The organism is Variovorax sp. CAN15, from assembly GCF_030462475.1.
Lineage (GTDB): Bacteria > Pseudomonadota > Gammaproteobacteria > Burkholderiales > Burkholderiaceae_C > Variovorax.
Genome location: NZ_JASMRZ010000034.1, coordinates 39,295 through 57,659 on the forward strand (window position 1 = coordinate 39,295; position 18,365 = coordinate 57,659).

Here is an 18,365-nt window from a genome sequence, read left to right on the forward strand (position 1 = left end):
TTGACATTCCTTTGGCTCATGCGAAGGCGCCAATAAGTCGTTTGAGCCCGAGGCGCCGCTTCGCTCCAATGAACCTACCCCAAAGGAGCCACGCATGACCACCCAGAGCACCGTCACCGCAGGCCTGAACTACCTCCAGCCCTCAGCCCTGCGCCCCTTCAGCTACACCTTCCAGCCGCCGCCCGACACACCATGGGAAAGCGGCAGCTACGAACTGCGCCCCATGCCGATCGCCGACGCGCGCTGCGCCGCCACGCCGCCCGACATCGAGCGCGAGGGCTTCGTGCTGCGTGATGCGCCCACGGCCGTGCGCGACTTCCTCGACGACGCGGAGGTCGAGGCCGTCTATCGCCGCGAGGTGGCCGAACTGGCGCTGGCCGTCACCGGCGGTGCACGCGCCTGCGTGTTCGACCTCCTGGTGCGCCGGCGCGAGGCCGACCGCGCCGCTTTAAGCTTCGGCCGCCGCGCGACCGACGGCCGGGCCGCCGCCAACGGCCGCATCCACAACGACTACACGGAAGACTCCGGCCGCCGCAGGCTATCGCTGGTGCTGACCGACCCAGACGAAGCCGCGTCAGTGCGACGCTACTGCATCGTCAACGTCTGGCGCTCCATCAAGGGGCCGGTGCTCGACACGCCGCTGGCCGTGTGCGACGCGCGCTCGGTGATGGCGAAGGACCTGGTCAGCGCCGAGGTGCGCTACCTGCGCCGCACCGGCGAGATCTACCTGGCGACGCATTCGCCCACGCACCGCTGGTCGTACTTCTCCGCGATGGACCGGCACGAGGCGCTGGTCTTCAAGCAGTACGACTCGCAGCTCGGCGGCGTCTCGCGCTACACGCCGCACGCGGCCTTCGACCATCCCGAAACGCCCGCCGACGCGCCGCTGCGCGAGAGCATCGAGGCTCGCTGCCTGGTGGTGTTCGAATGAGCGCCGAACTCGAGTTCTGGTTCGACTTCGGCAGCAACTACAGCTACCTGAGCACCATGCGCATCGAGGCCGAAGCCGCCGCGAGCGGCATCGCCATCCGCTGGCGGCCTTTTCTGCTGGGGCCGATCTTCCGCTCCTTCGGCTGGGAGTCGTCGCCCTTCGTGCTGCAGAAGGAAAAGGGCGACTACATGTGGAAGGACATGGCCCGCCAGTGCCGCAAGTACGGCCTGCCGTGGCAGCGGCCGACCCACTTTCCGCGCCCGGCCGTGCTGCCGCTGCGCATCGCGCTGGTGGGTGCCTCGCAGCCGTGGATGAGCGAGTTCTGCCGCCGCACCATGTCGATGAATTTCGCCGAGGACCGCGACATCGATTCGCCCCAGGCCATGCACGAACTGCTGAGCTCGCTCGGCCTGCCGGCGCACCGCGTCATCGAGGAGGCGCTGTCGGACGCCAACAAGCTGCGGCTGCGGCGGCAGACCGAGACGGCGGCCGAGAAAGGCATCTTCGGTGCGCCCACGTTCTTCGTGGACGACGAGATGTTCTGGGGCAACGACCGGCTCGACGAGGCGATCGCGTTCTGCAAGGCGCAGGCCTCAGCCGACTGACGACTTTCGCGCCTCGTCCACCAGCCATTCGGCGACGTGGCGCACGTCCTCGCGCGGCGATTCCTCGGCCTGGATCAGCCAGTAGGCATGGCCCGAGGGCTGCTCCGGCACCGCAGCGGCGATGCGCACCAGCCGGTTCTCGTCGAGCAGCGGCTGGATCAGTTCCAGCCGCCCCAGCGCCACGCCCTGCCCGGCCAGCACGGCCTGGATCAACTGGTCGTACTGGTTGAAGTGCAGCACCGCCCGCGGCTTCGCGTCGGCCCAGCCCACCGCCGCGAGCCAGTTCTTCCACTGCAGCCAGGGGTGCTGCGGGTCTTCGAAGGCCAGCAGGCACAGGCCGGACAGCGCCCCGGGCTCATCGAGCGCGCGCAGCCCGAGCGAGGGATGCGCCACCGGCGCCACCGTCTCCCCGAAAAGCCGCACCGCGCCGGCCGGTGCCAGGGCGGGCGTGGTATAGCGGATGGCCAGGTCGATGCCGTCGTTGCGCAGGTCGGCCAGCCGGTTGTTGGAGGACACCCGCACGTCCACGCCCGGATGCAGCTTCTGCACATTGCCCAGCCGCGGCAGCAGCCAGAGCCCCGTCATGCCGATGCTCGCGCTCAGCGTCACGGGACGCTGCTCGCCGGACTGGCGGATGCCGCCCATCACGTCCTGCAACTGCTGCACCGCGCCGTCTGCGCTGCGGAAGAGCCGCTCGCCCTCGGGCGTGAACGAGATCGAGCGGTGCCCGCGCACCAGCAGCGCGACGCCGAGCTGCGATTCGAGCGCGTGGATCTGCTTGCTGACCGCCGACTGCGTGAGGCACAGGTCCTGCGCCGCGAGCGAGATGCTCATGCGCCGGCCCACCGCGACGAAGCCCCGCACCAGGTCCAGCGAGGGCATGCGAAGCAGGGAGAGTGGCATTCCCATGGTGAATATGAGGCAGCGAAAAGGCGGATTGGAGCACAGGGTGAGGCATCGCGCCCGGTGCCGCGCCACCGGATACTGGCCGGCGATGCCGCCCCGGAACGACCTCCCCGCCCTCACCCGCGCCGAACTGCTGCGCCTGGGCGTCGCGCTGTGCGCCGGCGCCGCGCTACCGTCCTTTGCCCAAACCCGGTCCAAGCCCACGATGAACACCCGCCCCATCCCCTCCACCAAGGAAGCCCTGCCCGTGATCGGCTGCGGCACCTGGATCGGCTTCGACCAGCGCCCCGGCAGCGAGGAATACGCGCGCCTGCCCGGCGTGCTCGACGCCCTGTTCGCGGCCGGCGGCACGGTGATCGACAGCTCGCCGATGTACGGCCGCTCCGAGGAGACCACCGGCGAGCTGCTGGCCGCGTCGAAGCGGCAGGTCAACGCCTTCCTCGCCACCAAGGTCTGGACCTCGGGCCGCGAGGCCGGCATCGCGCAGATGGAGCAGTCCTTCGCGCGGCTGCGCACGCGGCGCATGGACCTGATGCAGGTGCACAACCTCGTCGACTGGCGCACGCATCTCGCCACGCTGCGCGGCTGGAAGGAACAGGGCCGCGTGCGCTACATCGGCATCACGCACTACACGGCCTCGGCCTACGGCGAGGTCGAGGCGGTGCTCAAGGCCGAGAAGCTCGACTTCCTGCAGATCAACTACTCGCTCGACGCGGTCGAGGCCGGGCAGCGCCTGCTGCCGCTGGCGGCCGAGCGCGGCGTGGCGGTGATCGTCAACATGCCCTTCGGCGGCGGCGGGCTGCTGCGCCGGCTGCGCGACAAACCGCTGCCGCCATGGGCCGGCGAGATCGGCTGCACGAGCTGGGCGCAGGTGCTGCTGAAGTTCGTGCTGAGCCATCCGGCCGTGACCTGCGCCATACCGGGCACCAGCCGCCGCGAGCACATGGCCGACAACGCGGCGGCCGGCGCCGGCGGCTTTCCCGACGCGGCCTTCTGGCGCCGCGAGGCCGAAGCTATTCGAACTTGACGTTGTGCTCGCGCACGGTGGCGCCGAAGGCGTCGTACTGCGTGCGGAAGAACTCGGCGAACTTGGCGGGACTCATGCCGTAGCCCTCGAAGCCCTGCTGCACCAGCTGCGCATGCACCTCGGGGCGCTTGAGCGTGTTCTGCAGCTCCTGCGAGAGCCTGTCGGTAATCTCCCGCGGCAGCCCCGGCGGTCCGAAGAAGCCGGCCCACGGCGTGATGGTGAGCTTGCCCAGCCCCAGCTCGCCGCCCGTGGGCACGTCGGGCAACAGGCCGCTGCGCTGCGGCAGCAGCGTCACCAGCGCACGGATGCGCCCTTCCTTCACGAAGCCCGGCGCCAGCGTGCCGGTGGTGAACATCATCTGGATCTGCCCGCCCAGCAGGTCGGTCATGGCCTGCATGTCGCCCTTGTAGCGCGCGTTGACCACCTTGCGGTCGCCCAGCAGCTGCAGCATCGCGAGCTCCGAGGCGCTGTTGCTCGACGCCGAGTTGAGCGCGCCGGGCTTCGAGGCCACCAGCGCGAGCAGCTCGTTCACGCTCTTCACCGGCAGGCTCGCAGGCACCACCAGGAACATCGAGAACTGCCCGGCCGAGCTGATCGGCATGAAGGCCTTGAAGGGATCGTAGGGCGGCGTCGGCCGCAGCGTGGGCGCGGCCACCATCGCGGTGTTGGTGCCCATCAGCAGCGTGTAGCCGTCGGGCCTGGCCGACGAGGTGGCCTGCGCGGCCAGCACGCCGTCGGCGCCGGGGCGGTTCTCCACGATCACCTGCTGGCCGAGCTGCTTGGCCAGCCCCTCCGCGATGATGCGCGTGAGCACGTCGGCACCGCCGCCGGCCGCGAAACCCACGATCAGCTTCAGCGGCTTGTTGGGAAAGGCATCGGCGCTCCATGCCGCCGTGCCGGGCAATACCGCGCCGGCGGCCGCCAGCGTGAATGTCCTGCGTCGCATGTTGAAGGCCCTCCGCTTCAGAAGAGATGGCGTACGCCGAATTCCCAGCCGGTCGAGCGATGCCCAGCCGCCGGCGCCACGCCGCCGCTGACCACGTAGCGCGCCTGCCCGCTGTTCATGAGCCGCGCGTAGGTGCCGTAGAGCGCGGTGCGCTTCGACAGGTTGTGCACGTAGCCGATGCCGAACTGCCGCGCGTCGTCGCGGTTGCGCGGCATGCCGTTGGCGTTGCGCAGGCTCTCGTCGCTGCGGTCGTCGAGGTAGGCGTAGCTGATGCGGATGCGCCCGACCTCGAAGGCCGGGATGTGCGCGCCGATCTCGGCCGTGTTCTTGCGCACCGTGCCGGCCGCCAGCTTCACCGTCACCCTGTTGTAGAGCGCGAAGAACTTGGCGAAGCCCGCGTCCCACGAGCCGCCGATGTTGGCGTGCGTGTAGTTGCCAATGGCGGCGGTGGCATTGAATTTCGAACGCGTGACGGCCGCCGCCACGTCGAAGGCGCCCGATGCGAAGCCGAAGCGCGCGCCGGCGAAGTTGCCGTCGTGGCGGTTCGCCAGGGTGGAATCGTTCTCGCCGGTGCCCACCATCGCCATGCCGTAGAAGCCGCCGAGCTTGCGCGGCAGCCAGTAGCTCACTGTGTTGCTGCCGGTGATGGTGGTGGGCAGCGGCCCGGTGCCCACGGCCGAGAAGGTCAGGTTGCCCGCGCGCGCCACGCCGTTGGCGTTGAAGGGGTCGAAGTAGATGCTGTTGTAGTGCGTGGGAATGAAGTCGTGGCCCAGCCGAAGCTCGCCCAGCGTGTCGGACGAGAGGCTCACGAAGGACATGCGGTCGAAGGAGATCGGCCCGGCGGTGCCCGCTCCGCTCGGCTGGTTGTTGCTGTTGCTCGGGCGGCCGGTGCCGGTGTCGGGGTTCAGGCTGCCTTCGAGCCAGAAGCCCGCGCGCAGGCCGCCGCCCAGGTCCTCGGTGCCGCGAAAGCCCAGCCGGCTGGTGGAAAGCCCGCCGTTGGACAGCGCCTTCACCGAGCCGCCGCCCGGACCGGCGCCGTTCGTGTACTGGATGCCGAGGTCCATCACGCCGAACACGGTGACGCTGGATTGCGCCTGTGCAACGCCGCTGCCGGCCAGCCCCAGCGCCGACCACATCAAGATTCTCTTCATGGTTTCTTGTCTCCTGCTTCTTCTCTTGGGTTGAAAAACTCTGTCGAACGAACGAAGGCGCGCAGGGCTGCGCCACCGGCTGCGCACGGGTGTGCGCACCGGTTGGCGAAAGCCGGTATGGAAGGGCCTAGCTGGCGGGTTCGGCGCGCTCGGTGCGCACGAGCACGGCGCCCTTGGAGAGCGGCCCCACGTTGCGCCGGTACTGCTGCAGCCAGCCGGTGTCATGCACCGGCGGCGGCGCCTGCCAGCCGTCGCGGCGCGCCTGCAGTTCGGCGTCGGTCAGGTCGATGTCGAGGCGGCGCGCGTCGAGGTCGATGGTGATGGTGTCGCCGTCGCGCACCAGCCCCAGCGGTCCGCCGAGCGCGGCTTCGGGCGACACCTCGGCCACCACCAGCCCCTTGCAGACCAGGCCCGAGAGATGGCCGTCGGTCAGCAGCGCCACCTGGTCGCCCAGCCCCGCGCCGTCGACGGCGAAGACCACGCGCGACGCGCCGCCGCCCATCGCCGGACCGCCGCAGGCCCCGGCGCCGCGCATCACGACGACCTGGCCGGGCACGATCTCGCCCTTCTTCAGCGCGGCGATGGCGGCGTCCGAAGTCCAGAAGCACACGGCCGGGCCGGAGAAGCGCCGCACCTTGCGCTCGGTGATGCCGGTCTTGATGAGGCCCGACTCGGGCGCGAGGTTGCCGCGCAGCAGCACGATGGCCGGCAGCGGCGCCACCGGGCGGCCGATGGGGCGGATCACTTCGGCGTTCGCCACCTTGGCATCGCGCAGGTTGTCGGCGACCGTGCCGCCGGTGACGGTGCGTGCGCCGGTGTCGAGCAGCGGCTCGAGCTGCTTCATCACCGCGCGGCAGCCACCCGCCGCCTCGAAGGCCTCGATGGAGTCCGCACCGATGGGCCGCACGCCGGCCAGCACCGGCGTTTCGGGGCCCAGGCGCTCGAACATGCCGTACACGTCGACGCCCGTCTCGCCCTCGGTCGCCACCGCCTGCAGGTGCTTGGCGGTGTTGAGCGAGCCGCCGATGGACAGCACCGCGCGCACCGCGTTGGCGAAGGCGCCGGGCGTGAGGATGTCGCGCGGCTTCAGGTCGTCCCACACCATCTGCACGATGCGCGTGCCGGCCGCGCGCACGTCGGCCATCATCTTCGGGCTCAGCGCGGCCACCGGCGCGCTGCCGGGCAGCGCCATGCCGAGCGCCTCGCAGACGATGTGCATCGAATTCGCCGTGCCCAGGCCCGAGCACACGCCGGGGCCGCGAATCGCCTCGCGGCTCATGCCCACGAGTTCTTCCACCGGCAGGTTGCCGGTGACCGCATGCATCGCGCCGATGAACACCTCCTCGATGTCCATGTGGTGGCCCTTGTACTCGCCGCTGGGCTGGTAGCCGCAGGGCACGAGCAGCGTCGGTATGTTCAACCGCGCGGCCGCCATGAGCTGGCCCGGCACGGTCTTGTCGCACGAGGTAAGGCAGACCATGCCGTCGAGCTGCGCACCTTCGACGGCCACCTCGATGTCGTTGGTGACGAGGTCTCGCGCCGCCAGCATGTAGGCGCCGCGCGCGCCCGCGCCGGTGATGAAGTCGCTGGGCGCGGCCGTGCGGATCTCGAAGGGCACGCCGCCCGCGGCGCGGATGGCGTCCTTGATCTCCGCCGCCACGCGGTCGAGGTGGCTGAAGCAGGCGGCCAGCTCGGAGGAGCTGTTGACGATGGCGATCTTGGGCTTCTCGCAGTCCTCCTCCGGAATGCCGAGCGCGCGCCAGTGGGCGTTGCGCACCGACCAGAGGTAGGAGCCGCGCGGGAAGTTGCTGCGTAGCGGTCGGGTCATGCGGCACCTTCCTGCTTCTTCTTCGTGATCTCGACCACGCCGCTGTCGGCGTCCACGCGCACCCAGTCACCGGTCTCTATGCATTCGAGCGGATCGCGCTCGAAGTCGGTCATCGCGGGCGCGTGCGTGACCACGGCGCCCAGCGCCATCTTGGTCGTCATTTCGTTGAACAGGAACGCGGCCGGCGCCGAGTTCATGAGCCGCGTCATGTGGAACATGGCCGACCAGCCCGAGGAGCCCTTGGCCCCCGGAAACACCAGCACCTTGCCGGCAAAGCTCTGGCCGCGCAGTTCGTGCCGGGTCTCGATGACGGTGCCGGTGCGCGGGTCGATACCGCCCCAGCCGGAAATGCGGTCGCGGGTGACCAGCGCCTCGCCTTCCGCAACGCCGCCCACCACCTTGCGGCCACGGATGACGAGGGTTTGTTGTTCGGTAATGACTGCGGCGTTCATGCATAGCCTCCATTCCAGCGCCCCGTGCAGGCAGCATCGATGCATTCGGCCGTGCTGCCGAACCAGGCCTGCACGCCGAGGATGGCGGGCAGGTAGTGGGCCTGCTTGGCCGAGTCGAGCGCCACGGTCTTCGTGCCCTTGGGCACGGCGCGGCTCATGGCGGAGCAGCTGTCGCCCATGATGATGCCGCCCGCGTCCTCGATGATCTTCGTGTAGCCGTTGCGGTCGGCCAGCGCCTTGATGGCGCGCGGCGTGAAGATCCACAGCTCGCAGTCGGGGTGCACCTTGCGCCCTTCGATGAGCTGCGCGGCTTCCCAGATCTGCTCGATGGTGTAGTGCGGGCAGCCGAGCATCACGTACTGCACCTCGCCATCCTTGCCCGTGGTGTTGATCTTCTCGTAGGTGGCGCGGCGCTCGGCCTCGCCGTAGCGCAGCACCTGTGCCGGGGCGCGCCCGCCCAGTGCCTGTTCGAGCGTGAGCGCCTCGGGCGTGACGCCCGCGATGTGATACATCTCCACGCCGCCCGAGGAGGATGCTGCCGCGCCGAAGTGCTTGAGCCTCGGCAGGTTCGGCACCCGAGAGATGCCGCGCCGACTGTGCACCACCGGCACGCGCTCCTGCACGTGCTCCCCGATGTAGTAGCCGAGCAGTCCCCAGTCCTGCACCGACTCGACCTCGATGTCGAGCTCGACCACGTGCGTGGCATGGCGGTTCTGGTCGAGGTGGTAGCCCCAGTAGGGAATGCGGCCGGTGAGCATGGCCGCGCCGGTGCTCTCGCGGCCTTCGGTGTTGGTGCGCGCCCCCAGCACCGAGTTGCAATAGACCACCGCCGACGATTCCATCCACGCGCAGTGCTCGCCGCGCGTCGGGATGTTGCCCACCTGGTAGGGCGTGCAGGTGTTCATGATCTGCGCGCCGAGGCCGGCTGCGTGGCGCTCGCTCTTCTCGTAGAAGCGCACGATTTCCTCGCTCACGCCCATGCGTTCGGGCTGGCCGGGGTCGAAGCCCAGCTGCAGGTGGCTGGTGAAGACCTTGAACTTGGGGATCTCGACGGTTTCCTGGCTGTCGAGGCTGAATTCGGAGAACACCGCGTCCATGCCGCCGCCCTTGGCGAGCGCGAAGTCGCGCTGGAAGGGCGTGGTCGAGGTGATGGAGGCGCAGACGTTGCGCGTCTCGACCAGTCGCTCTGCCCCGAGGGCTTCGCCGTAGCGCACCAGCAGGTCCATCGCCTTCTGCACCGCCGGGCCGTCGCGCCCGTCGTACATGGCCTTTTCTTCATCGCTCAGGTGCATGACCTGTGTCTCCGTTCTTTCTTGTGTCGTGGGGATCGGGCCCCGGCCGGGCCGCTAGCCCGGCGAGGGTGTGGGTGCAGGCGTCGGCACATGGCCGCCGATGTCGCGCGCGATGCTCAGCGCGATGTCGTGCAGGCGCGGCGCGAGTTCGTTGCGCAGCCGCTCCTCGGTGAAGACGAAGGCGGCGCCGCCGCCGTTGAGCGCCATCACCTCGCCGTCGGGGCCGATGAGCGGCACCGACACCGAGTTGATCTCGCGGTGGAACTCGCCGAGCGAAAGGCAGTAGCCCAGCCGCTTCGACTCGCCGATGGCGCGGTTCATGCCGGGCGCGATGCTGTCCCACTCGGGGCCGCGCAAGAGGCGCATCGAATCGATGAGCTGGTTGCGCTGCGCCTCGGGCAGCGCCGAGAGGTAGGAGCGGCCGAGCGCCGAGTTGGCAAGCGGCGCGCGCGAGCCCACGTCGAGCCGCGCCGAGAGCATGGACGAGCGCGGCCGGCAGGCTTCGATCAGCACCATCTCCATGCCGTCGCGCACGGCCAGGTAGACCGAGGCGCCGACTTCTTCCGCCATCGCCTGCATGCTGGGCCGCGCGGCGGCGCGCACGTCGAGGCTGCCGAGGAACACGCGCGACAGCGACACCACGCCCGGCCCGAGCATGAAGCGGTCCGCCGCCTGCGCTGGCTTGAGCATGCCCAGCGAGAGCAGCGTGGCGACCAGCCGGTTGACGGTGGCGCGCGGAATGCCGGTCATTCGCGCCAGGTCGGCATGGCCGAGCACCGGGCGGTCTTCGCTGAAGCAGCGCAGCACGGAGATGCCGCGCTCCAGCGCGCTCACGGTGTCGGAGCGCTCGCCGCCGCGCGCGTCGGCCTGTTGCTGTTGCAGATCGGCCGGGGGGAAAGAGGTGTCGTTCTTTTCGGTGGACATGGAGGAACCCTTCGCAAGACTCTCAGGATCGGGACTCCCGAATGTAGAGGCTCGCGGACGCAGGGTTGCCGGGTTCATGGCCGTGCACGCGCATCAGGCACCGGCCTCGGCCTCGGCCGTGGCCAGCGCAGCGCTGTCGCCCTGCCCGGCGCCGGCACGCAGGTACACGCCCTGCTCCAGCAGCGCGGACTGCAGCGCGCCCACGTCGACGAAGCGCGGAGCGATGTCGCCGCGCGAGGCCAGCGCCGCCGCCACGCCCGCCGCCTGGCCTGTGATCCAGCACTGCGGGATCTCGCGCATGAAGCCGTGCGAGTTGCGGTCGCAGGAGATGTGGCGCCCGCAGGCCAGCAGGCCGTCGAGCTGCCTGGGCACCAGCGCACCGTAGGGAATGGAGATGTTCGGGAACTTGGGCGAGACGGCGGGCGACACGCCGATCTCGTCGGCCAGCGGCACGCCGTCGGGCCACTGGCTGCGCAGCACCGAGCCCACGCCGACGAGGCGCCGCGCGTGGCGCACGCCGATCTGCGGCGCGCTCAGCATCAGGTAGGCGTTCTCGAAGCCCGGCGCATGGGCGCGGAAGTAGTCCAGGTGCGCGGCCATGGCGCGGTGCGAGCGCACCTCCACGGCGGTGAGGTCGTCCACGTCGAGCGCCGAGTAGCCCGACTGGCGCGGCCCCATGAACAGCGCCACGTCGTTGCGCCAGGAGACGAAGGGCCGCTCGAACAGGCCGCACTGCTCGCGCCCGCCCGCCATGAAGGCGGTGAAGGCCTCGGGCTGGCCGGCCTTGAACCCGATCCAGCGGTTCATGTCCACGCCGCCGAAGAGCCACGAGGTGTTCATGCAGTGATGCACGTCGGCCTCCTCGATGTCGTTCACGTACTCGGCGCCGGCGCGGGCGAACAGGTCGCCGTCGCCGGTGGCGTCGACCACCACGTCGGCCATGATGGCCATGCGGCCTTCCTTGCTCTCGAACACCGCGCCCTTCACCGCGCCGTCCTGCACGATGGGAATGGCGGCCCACGAGTGGTAGATGAGCTTGACCTTGCGCTCCAGCACGATCTCCTGCGAGAGCAGTTTCAGCCGCTCGGGGTCGATGGTGGGCGACCAGGTGACGACGCCGTGGTAGGCGGCGGTGCGCTGCGACCAGTGCGCGGCCTTGGCGGCGTCCTGCGAGCCCCAGTCCTCGCGTGCCGGGCCGGCGATGGCCTCGGCCGGCAGGCGGTCGAACAGCTCTTCGGCGAAGCCGCGGATCACCAGCTTGCCTTCCCAGTCGGTCATGCGGTCGATCCAGATGACCAGGCCGCCGGTCGACAGGCCGCCCAGGTGGTTGTAGCGCTCCAGCAGCGCCACGTCGGCGCCCGCACGGGCGGCGGCGGCAGCGGCGGCGGTGCCCGAGGGGCCGCCGCCCACCACCAGCACGCCGCAGCGGTGATAGACCGGGATGCTCTTGCCGGGCTCGGCCCAGCTGCCGTGGTCAGGCCGCTTGACGCGGCTGTCGCGGTCGAAGATGTCGGAGGACAGGATGCGCTCGTCGGTGCGGACGACAGTTTTCATGAATGCGTTCTCGGCTTGGCTTGTTTCGTCGTATTTTGATTTCACTTTCCATTTTGTCAAACGCAATGCGCGTTGTTTTGGGGTATTCCCTAATAAATATGGATTTTTATGGATTTCAAGATCAATATTTAAAAAGCAATCCAACGGAGACATCGATGAGAAAACCCCACGGCACCCGCCGTGCCTTCGGCTCGGCCCTCGCTGCCGCAGCCCTTCTGGGCCTCGCGCCACTGGCGCTCGCGCAAGACTTCCCGGCGCGCGGCAAGCCCATCCGCATCGTCGTGGGCTTCACGCCCGGCGGCGGCACCGACGCGCAGGCGCGCATCGTTGCGCAGAAGCTCGGCGAGGTGCTCGACACCAGCGTGATCGTCGACAACAAGCCCGGCGCCAGCACCATGCTGGCGGCCAACGAGGTGTCGCGCGCCCAGCCCGACGGCTACACGCTGCTGTACGCGCCCTCGTCCACCATGGCGCAGAACCCGCACACCTTCGCGCAGGTGCCCTACGACCCGTTCAAGGACTTCACCGCCATCTCGATGGGCGGGCGCGGGCCGCTGGTGCTGTCGCTGAGCACGACGGTGCCGGTGAACAACGTGAAGGAACTGGTGGCCTACGTGAAGGCGCATCCGGGCAAGGTGAGCTACGCCTCCTTCGGCGCGGGCACCTCCTCGCACATCTACGGCGAGGCCTTCGTGAAGAAGACCGGCATCGACGCGGTGCACATCCCGTACAAGGGCGGCTCCGACGCGGCGAAGGACCTGATCGGCGGGCGCGTGCAGTACATGTTCGACTCGGCCTCCTCGGCCATCATCACCGCCTCCACCGGCAAGGTGAAGATCCTCGCGGTGGCGGCCAATGCACGCATCGCCGCGCTGCCCGACGTGCCCACCTTCGCCGAGCAGGGCTACGCCGGGCTCGACCTGCCGAGCTGGCTGGGCTTCTACGGGCCGGCGCGCATGCCGGCGCCGGTGGTCGAGAAGCTCAACACCGCACTGGCGAAGGTGCTGGCGATGCCGCAGGTGCGCGAGTTCTACCGCAGCGGCGGCTACGAGGCCGGCTCGACCACGCCGGCGGAGTTCGCCAGCATCACGCGTTCGACCTACGACAGCTGGGGCGCGATGGTGCAGCAGGTGGGACTGGCCAAGCAATGAACGGCGCGCCTTTTTCTCCTGGCCGCCGCCGAGTTGCCGCCTGGCTCGCGCTCGGCGCGGCCGTGCCCCCGCTGCTTGCGCATGCCGCCGCGCCCTTTCCTGACAAGGGCCGCACCATCCGCATCGTGCTGGGCCTGGCGGCCGGCGGCGCCTCGGACGCGCAGGCGCGCTTCGTCGCCAACAAGCTCGCCGAGGTGCTGCAGACGCCGGTGATCGTGGAGAACCGGCCGGGCGCGAGCTTCATCCTCGCGACAGAGGAAGTGATCCGCGCCGCACCCGACGGCTACACCTTCATGTACGCACCCTCCTCCGTGGTGGCACAGAACCCGCAGACGCTGGCGCAGGTACGTTACGACCCGTTCAAGGACCTGACGCCGATCTCGCTCGGTGCGCGCGGCCCGCTGGTGCTGACCGTGCACGCGAGCGTGCCGGCGCGCACGGTGCAGGAGCTGGTGGCGTACGTCAAGGCCAACCCGGGGAAGATGAGCTATGCCTCCTTCGGCACCGGCACCTCCTCGCACATCTACGGCGAGGCCTTCGCGCGGCAGGCCGGGCTCGACGTGGTGCACGTGCCGTACAAGGGCGGCGCCGACGCGGCCAAGGACTTCCTGGCAGGCCGCGTGCAGTACTACTTCGACGCGGCGCCCAACGCCATCCAGAACACCGCCACCGGCAAGGTCCGCATGCTCGCGGTGGCCGCCCCCAGGCGCAGCCCGATGCTGCCCGACGTGCCCACCATGGGCGAACAGGGTGTGAGCGGTGTCGACATGCCGAGCTGGCTGGGCTTCTACGGGCCGGCGCGCATGCCGGCGCCGGTGGTCGAGAAGCTCAACGCCGCGCTGGCGCAGGTGCTGGCGATGCCGGCCACGCGCGACTTCTTCCGCCAGGGCGCCTACGAGGCCGAGTCGTCGAGCCCGCGGCAACTGGCCGACCTGACGCGAGCGACCTACGACCAGTGGGGCGACATCATCCGCAAGCTGGGGCTGGTGAAGCAGCCCCAGTAAGTCAGGCTCGGCGGAAGAACTCCACGAGCCGCGCGTTGACCTCATCGGCGCGCTCGTATTGCGCCCAGTGCCCGGCGCCGTCGATCACCACGCCTTCGCGCGCCGGGCCCTCGGCGGCGAGCTGCGCCACCAGCGGGCGCGGATCGGCCGTGACGTCGAACTCGCCCCACAGCAGCAGCGTCGGCACGCTCATGGTGCCGATTGCCTGCTGCAGTCCGCCCGACTGCGACACCTCCTTGCTGCGAAAGCGCGTGCCGTGGCAGGAGATGTCGTGGATGGCGAAGGCCAGCTCGTCGATGGCGGCGGCATCGTGCAGCATCAGCGCCGCCAGGTTGTGCAGCAGCGCGGCACGCTCGGCTTCGCGGTCTGGGGCGGCGCGCCAGTTGATCATCTGCGCCGTCATGCGCCGCAGCGTGCCGTGGCCGCCGCTGCCGATCAGCGCGAGCCGGCGGACCGCGCCGCGCCCGGCGCCGAAGCGCGCGGCCGTCAGACCGCCGAAGGAGAAGCCGCCGAGGTCGATGACGGTACCTGCGCCGATGAGCTGGTCGAGCGTGCCGCCGAGCGCCGCGAGCAGCGGCTGCAGCGGGTCTTCGCCCGGCGCCACGCGCGGCGGCGCATCGGATTCGTTGAAGCCCGGCATGTCGGGCAGCCACAGCGTGCGGCCGGCCGAGAGCGCCTCGGCGTTGCGCAGCCAGTGCATCCAGCTGCCGTGGCCGCCGTGCAGCAGCACCAGCGGCGGGCGGCTGGTGTCCGTGCCGAAGCGGCGCCAGCGCACGCGCACGCCTTCGTGCACCGCGTCGTGATGGGTCGAGAGCGCGTCGATGCGCGCGATGAGCTCGGCGTTCAAGGCCACATCCTCTGCAGCTCGCGCTCGCCGTCCAGCAACTGGTGCTTCAGCGCGGCCAGCACGTGCAGGCCGAAGAGCACGTACAGCACGTAGCCGGCCCATTCGTGCACACCGCCCAGCACGGTGTGCCATGTCTCCTTCACCGTCGGCTCGATGGCCATGATCCAGCCGATGCGCGGCCATTCGAACAGGCCGAAGAGCTGCATCGGGTGCGTGGCGGCGTCCTTCCAGGCCGAGTCGTGCATCCAGCCCGACAGCGGCAGCAGGATCATCAGCACGTACAGCGCGCCGTGCGCCAGGTGGGCCGCGAAACGCTCGAAGGCGCCGTAGGAGCCCGGCATGGCCGGCGGCTTGTGCGTGGCGCGCCAGAGGATGCGCATGATGACCAGCCCCAGCACGGTGATGCCGATGGACTTGTGGGTGTCGACGGCCGGGCGCACCCAGTCGTCGGGATAGCGGTCGACCAGCAGGATCAGCGCGATGTTGATGATCATGAGCACCGCGATCAGCCAGTGCAGCGCGATCGCGGTTCGGGTGTAGCGGGTTTGTGCGAGCATGCGGGGAATTTTCAGGCGGGGGCCGACTCAGTCGGAAGCGCGTGCGATTGTCCCGGCATTCCCCGGGCTTTTTCGAAACCGCAGGCCGAGTCTTTACGTATTCACGCACCATCGACCGACAGCCGCCCGGGCCACTTCCCTTGAACGATCCTCTGAAAAGCGCCTTCCTGGCCGCGTCGCCGCGCCTGTCCCCACCCGCCACGCCGCTGCGCAGCTGGCTCATCCACGGGGGCGTGCTCGTGCTGTGGGCCCTGCTCTTCGCCATGGCCTTCAAGGCCGTCGATGTCGGGGCCTGGTCGGTGGGCGTGGCCTATGTGCTCTACGACACGGTGCTGCTGCTGTTCGTCGCGTGGATGACGTTGCCGATCCTGCGGCCGCGGCCGGCGCCTTCTCCAACGGCGGCCGCCCGGCGCAACACCCTGGGCGTGATCGTCGCCTCGCACAACGAGGCCGCCGTGCTGCCCGTGACGCTGGCCGCCCTGCTCGCCCAGACCGACCTGCCCGACCGCATCGTGATCGCGGACGACGGCTCGAGCGACGGCACGGCCGAGCTGCTCATCACGCGCTACGGGCTCGTCGCTCCCGAGCTGGGCGAGCTGAGCGCCCCCAGCACGCTGCATCCGTCGCTGCGATGGCTGCGGTTGCCGCACGGCGGCAAGGCAGTGGCGCTGAACGCCGCCATCCTGTGCATCGACACCGACATCGTGCTCACGGTCGATGGCGACACGCTGCTCGACAGCCGCGCCATCGGCGCCGTGCGCCGGGCCTTCTCGGAAGAGCCGGAGCTCGTCGCCGCCACTGGCGTCATCACGCCCGTGTGCAGCCGCACGCTGGCCGGCCGCTGCTTCCAGTGGTTCCAGACTTATGAGTACATCCGCAACTTCCTCTCGCGCTATGCGTGGATGCGCGTCAACGGCCTGCTGCTGATCTCTGGCGCCTTCGCGGGCTTCCGCACCGAGGCAGTGCGCGCCGTGGGCGGCTTCGATACCGACTGCCTGGTCGAAGACTACGAACTCATCCACCGCCTGCACCGCCACGCGCAGGCCCATGGCCTGCCATGGACCGTGCGCGTGCTGGGCGACGCCCAGGCACACACCGACGCGCCGAGCAGCACCGGCGCCTTTTTGCGCCAGCGCCGCCGCTGGTTCGGCGGCTTCCTGCAGACCCAGTTCTGGTACCGCGCCATGGTCGGCGACCGGCGCTACGGCTGGCTAGGGGTCGCGATGCTGCCGGTGAAGGCCGTCGACACGCTGCAGCCGCTCTACGGCCTCGCGGCCTTCGGGCTGCTGCTGGTGTACCTGGTGCGCGGCAACCTCGGCGTGCTGGCGCCGGTCGCCGGGGTGATCGGCGCGAAGATCGTGCTCGACCTCGTCTTCCACCTGTGGTCTGTGTACATCTACCGGCGCTGGATCGGCCAAGGCAGCGAGGCCAACTTCGCGCAGGCTTTTGCAGCTGCGCTGGTCGAACCCTTCACCTTCCAGATCCTGCGGCACACGGGTGCGGCCTGGGGGTGGTGGATGTTCCTGACAGGGCGCGGGACGTGGGGGAGGCAGACGCGGGTGGGGCTGGTGGATGCCGATGGAACCCGGCGCGGCTGAGGTCCCGCTTCAAGTCCCGAAACGGAAGCTCGACACCACCAGCCCGCCCATGAACGCGTCCTCGTGATAGACGCGCTCGCCTGCTTCTCCCTCGGCGGCACCGACGGCCACCATCAGGGGAATCAGGTGCTCCTCGCGCGGATGCGCCATGCGCGCCGCCGGAGCTGAGTCCCACGCCAGCAACTGCGCGCTGCGCTCGCCGGCCGTGCTCTTCACCACGGCCTCGTCGAGCCAGTCGTCGAAAGCCTTCGACACGCCGTGCGCCTGGGGGCCGAAGTTGCGCAGGTTGTGATAGCTCAGCCCACTGCCGACGATCAGCACGTTCTCGTCGCGCAGCGGTGCGATGGCGCGGCCCAGCGCGAGGTGTTCCGCCGGGTCGAGGCCGCGGCGCAGCGACAGCTGCACCACCGGCACATCGGCCTTGGGGTAGATGGCGGCCATCGGCGAGAACATGCCATGGTCGTAGCCGCGCTGGGGGTCGATCTGCGCCGGCAGGCCGGCGGCGGCGATGAGCGACTGCACGCGCTGCGCCAGTTCGGGCGAGCCCGGTGAGTCGTAGTGCACCTCGTAGGTGTGCGGGGGGAAGCCGCCGTAGTCGTAGATCATGGGCGGCTTGGCGCTGCCCTGCACGGTGAAGACCGGTGCCTCCCAGTGCGCCGAGACCATGAGGATGGCGCTGGGCGTGCGGCCGATCTGGCGGGGCATGTCTGCGAGCGAAGCGGCGAGCTGGTCATAGGTCGGGCCCATTTCCTTCTTCATCCAGGGCCAGGGGCCGCCGCCGTGCGAGATGAAATAGGTGGGCAGGCGCGGCGAAGTGATGGCGGTGTTGGTGTCGTGGGTCAAGTCGATGCTCCTCGATGAAAGCGTTGGATCGACTGTAGACATTTCCTCCGAGGAAATCGACGGGCTACGATGCATCGAATCAGTTCCCCCCAGGAAATCTTCAAGAAGGACGCGCATATGGACCGAATGACCAGCCTGCGGGTGTTCCGCGAAGTCGTGGAGGCGGGCAGCTTCGTGACGGCGGCCGAGCGGCTGGGCATGTCGCCGCCGATGGCGAGCAAGCACGTGGCGCAACTGGAGAAGTCGCTGGGCGCGCGCCTGCTGCACCGCTCCAGCCGGCACCTGAGCCTGACCGAGGCCGGCACCGCCTGGTACGAGCAGAGCCGCCGCGCGCTCGATCTGCTCGACGCCGCCGAAGCCGCCATCGGCCAGACCAGCGACACGCCGCGCGGCCAGCTCAAGGTGAGCGCGCCCGTGTGGTGCGCCACGCCGCGCTTCGCCCGCGTGCTGGCCGACTACCGCGAGAAGTACCCGGAAGTGCTGGTCGACATGCACCTGGAGAACCGCAAGGTCGATCTCGCGGCCGATGGCTACGACCTCGCATTGCGCGCCACGCAGGAGCCCTCGCCCGCGCTGATCGCCCGGCCGCTGTGCCGGGTGCCCTTCTTCCTCGCCGGCACGCCCGCTTACCTGGAGCGCATGGGCGGTGTGCCCGCCGTGCCGGCCGACCTCGCGAAACTGGGCGCCATCGTGCCGAGCTACGTGAACCTGGACAACCTCGCGCTCAAGGGCCCGGGCGGGCGGATGTT

General features: G+C 69.7%; 18 protein-coding genes. 7 read left to right on the forward strand and 11 right to left on the reverse strand.

Annotated elements, in window-relative coordinates:
- Positions 1–94 precede the first annotated feature (94 nt).
- Both QMO14_RS20070 and QMO14_RS20075 read left to right on the forward strand, forming a co-directional pair.
- Positions 95–931, forward strand: coding sequence for a CmcJ/NvfI family oxidoreductase (locus tag QMO14_RS20070; RefSeq protein WP_301509226.1), 837 nt, complete (start codon positions 95–97; stop codon positions 929–931).
- A complete protein-coding gene (locus QMO14_RS20075; protein ID WP_301509227.1) occupies positions 928–1,536 on the forward strand; it encodes a 2-hydroxychromene-2-carboxylate isomerase in 609 nt (202 codons plus the stop codon). The genes QMO14_RS20070 and QMO14_RS20075 overlap by 4 nt, the downstream gene beginning before the upstream one ends.
- Here the strand turns inward: QMO14_RS20075 and QMO14_RS20080 are convergent.
- Positions 1,525–2,439, reverse strand: coding sequence for a LysR substrate-binding domain-containing protein (locus QMO14_RS20080; protein ID WP_301509242.1), 915 nt, complete (start codon positions 2,437–2,439; stop codon positions 1,525–1,527). The genes QMO14_RS20075 and QMO14_RS20080 overlap by 12 nt on opposite strands.
- Positions 2,440–2,647: 208 nt before the next feature.
- On the opposite strand from QMO14_RS20080, the gene QMO14_RS20085 reads away from it, so the two are divergent.
- Positions 2,648–3,469: an aldo/keto reductase gene (locus QMO14_RS20085; protein ID WP_301509243.1), complete on the forward strand. Its 822-nt coding sequence runs from the start codon at positions 2,648–2,650 to the stop codon at positions 3,467–3,469.
- Here QMO14_RS20085 and QMO14_RS20090 read toward each other — a convergent pair.
- The 7 genes from QMO14_RS20090 to QMO14_RS20120 form a co-directional block, all read right to left on the reverse strand.
- A complete protein-coding gene (locus QMO14_RS20090; RefSeq protein ID WP_301509228.1) occupies positions 3,456–4,415 on the reverse strand; it encodes a tripartite tricarboxylate transporter substrate binding protein in 960 nt (319 codons plus the stop codon). The two genes, QMO14_RS20085 and QMO14_RS20090, sit on opposite strands and share 14 nt — an antisense overlap.
- 17 nt (positions 4,416–4,432) lie before the next feature.
- Positions 4,433–5,566, reverse strand: a complete 1,134-nt coding sequence (locus QMO14_RS20095; RefSeq protein WP_301509229.1) for a porin — start codon at positions 5,564–5,566, stop codon at positions 4,433–4,435.
- A gap of 127 nt (positions 5,567–5,693) precedes the next feature.
- Entirely contained in the window at positions 5,694–7,394 is a 1,701-nt protein-coding gene (locus tag QMO14_RS20100; RefSeq protein ID WP_301509230.1) for a dihydroxy-acid dehydratase, read from the reverse strand.
- Entirely contained in the window at positions 7,391–7,846 is a 456-nt protein-coding gene (locus tag QMO14_RS20105; protein WP_301509231.1) for a DUF126 domain-containing protein, read from the reverse strand. Before QMO14_RS20105 ends, QMO14_RS20100 begins: the two co-directional genes overlap by 4 nt.
- A complete protein-coding gene (locus QMO14_RS20110; protein ID WP_301509232.1) occupies positions 7,843–9,138 on the reverse strand; it encodes an aconitase X catalytic domain-containing protein in 1,296 nt (431 codons plus the stop codon). The genes QMO14_RS20105 and QMO14_RS20110 overlap by 4 nt, the downstream gene beginning before the upstream one ends.
- Positions 9,139–9,192: 54 nt before the next feature.
- Entirely contained in the window at positions 9,193–10,062 is an 870-nt protein-coding gene (locus tag QMO14_RS20115) for an IclR family transcriptional regulator (RefSeq protein ID WP_301509233.1), read from the reverse strand.
- Positions 10,063–10,155: 93 nt separating this feature from the next.
- Entirely contained in the window at positions 10,156–11,616 is a 1,461-nt protein-coding gene (locus QMO14_RS20120) for an FAD-dependent oxidoreductase (RefSeq protein WP_301509234.1), read from the reverse strand.
- Between the two features lie 155 nt (positions 11,617–11,771).
- On the opposite strand from QMO14_RS20120, the gene QMO14_RS20125 reads away from it, so the two are divergent.
- Entirely contained in the window at positions 11,772–12,767 is a 996-nt protein-coding gene (locus QMO14_RS20125) for a tripartite tricarboxylate transporter substrate binding protein (protein WP_301509235.1), read from the forward strand.
- Positions 12,764–13,771, forward strand: coding sequence for a tripartite tricarboxylate transporter substrate binding protein (locus QMO14_RS20130; RefSeq protein WP_301509236.1), 1,008 nt, complete (start codon positions 12,764–12,766; stop codon positions 13,769–13,771). The genes QMO14_RS20125 and QMO14_RS20130 overlap by 4 nt, the downstream gene beginning before the upstream one ends.
- 1 nt (position 13,772) lies before the next feature.
- On the opposite strand, the gene QMO14_RS20135 is transcribed toward QMO14_RS20130, so the two are convergent.
- Both QMO14_RS20135 and QMO14_RS20140 read right to left on the reverse strand, forming a co-directional pair.
- Positions 13,773–14,624 carry an alpha/beta fold hydrolase gene (locus tag QMO14_RS20135; protein ID WP_301509237.1) on the reverse strand — a complete coding sequence of 284 codons (852 nt, stop codon included), beginning with the start codon at positions 14,622–14,624 and terminating at the stop codon, positions 13,773–13,775.
- On the reverse strand, positions 14,615–15,175 hold the full coding sequence (locus QMO14_RS20140; RefSeq protein WP_301509238.1) for a cytochrome b: 561 nt from the start codon (positions 15,173–15,175) through the stop codon (positions 14,615–14,617). Before QMO14_RS20140 ends, QMO14_RS20135 begins: the two co-directional genes overlap by 10 nt.
- 140 nt (positions 15,176–15,315) lie before the next feature.
- On the opposite strand from QMO14_RS20140, the gene QMO14_RS20145 reads away from it, so the two are divergent.
- Entirely contained in the window at positions 15,316–16,773 is a 1,458-nt protein-coding gene (locus tag QMO14_RS20145; protein ID WP_301509239.1) for a glycosyltransferase, read from the forward strand.
- A gap of 9 nt (positions 16,774–16,782) precedes the next feature.
- Here the strand turns inward: QMO14_RS20145 and QMO14_RS20150 are convergent, their stop codons facing one another.
- On the reverse strand, positions 16,783–17,616 hold the full coding sequence (locus QMO14_RS20150) for a class III extradiol ring-cleavage dioxygenase (protein ID WP_301509240.1): 834 nt from the start codon (positions 17,614–17,616) through the stop codon (positions 16,783–16,785).
- Positions 17,617–17,733: 117 nt separating this feature from the next.
- Here QMO14_RS20150 and QMO14_RS20155 point away from each other — a divergent pair.
- A partial coding sequence (locus QMO14_RS20155) for a LysR family transcriptional regulator (protein ID WP_301509241.1) occupies positions 17,734–18,365 on the forward strand: 632 nt, incomplete at its 3' end.